This is a genomic window from Mycobacterium arosiense ATCC BAA-1401 = DSM 45069 (assembly GCF_002086125.1).
Taxonomy (GTDB): domain Bacteria; phylum Actinomycetota; class Actinomycetes; order Mycobacteriales; family Mycobacteriaceae; genus Mycobacterium; species Mycobacterium arosiense.
The window spans coordinates 1-732 of the sequence record NZ_MVHG01000223.1 but is presented as its reverse complement, the minus strand read 5'-3'; the positions used below and the strand labels follow the sequence as shown (position 1 = coordinate 732).

Sequence of the window (732 nt, the reverse complement as noted above, 5' to 3'; positions counted from 1 at the left end):
GGCCGGGGTGATCACGCCGGTGTCGGCGTGCGCGTCCGGGTCCGAGGGGATCGCGCAGGCCTGGCGCAACATCGTCTTCGGCGAGGCCGACGTCGCCATCTGCGGTGGCGTCGAGGTCAGGATCGAGGCGGTCGCGATCGCGGCGTTCGCCCAGATGCGCATCGTGATGTCGACCAAGAACGACGACCCGGTGGGGGCCTGCCGCCCGTTCGACCGCGACCGCACCGGCTTCGTGTTCGGCGAGGCCGGCGCGCTGATGGTCATCGAAACCGAAGAGCACGCCAAAGCCCGCGGCGCCAACATCTTGGCCCGCATCATGGGCGCCAGCATCACCTCCGACGGCTACCACATGGTCGCCCCGGACCCCAACGGCCTACGCGCCGGACACGCCATGAGCCGGGCGATCCAGCTCGCCGGGCTGAGTCCTTCCGACATCGGGCACGTCAACGCCCACGCCACCGGCACCTCCGTCGGCGACGTCGCCGAGAGCAAGGCGATCAATAACGCCCTGGGCGCACACGGTGGCAACGCCGCCGTCTACGCCCCCAAGGCCGCCCTGGGCCACTCGGTGGGCGCCGTCGGCGCGGTCGAATCCATCCTGACCGTGCTCGCCCTGCGCGACCAGGTCGTCCCGCCCACGCTCAACCTGGAAAACCTCGACCCCGAGATCGACCTGGACGTCGTGGCCGGCAAACCCCGCCCCGGCAACTACGAGTACGCCATCAACAACTC

Annotated in this window: 1 protein-coding gene; it reads left to right on the top strand. The window is 70.2% G+C overall.

The window, feature by feature from the left end; translation table 11 throughout:
* Positions 1-732, top strand: a 732-nt coding sequence (locus BST14_RS28190) for a beta-ketoacyl synthase N-terminal-like domain-containing protein (RefSeq protein WP_281252836.1), incomplete at both ends; no start/stop codon positions are given.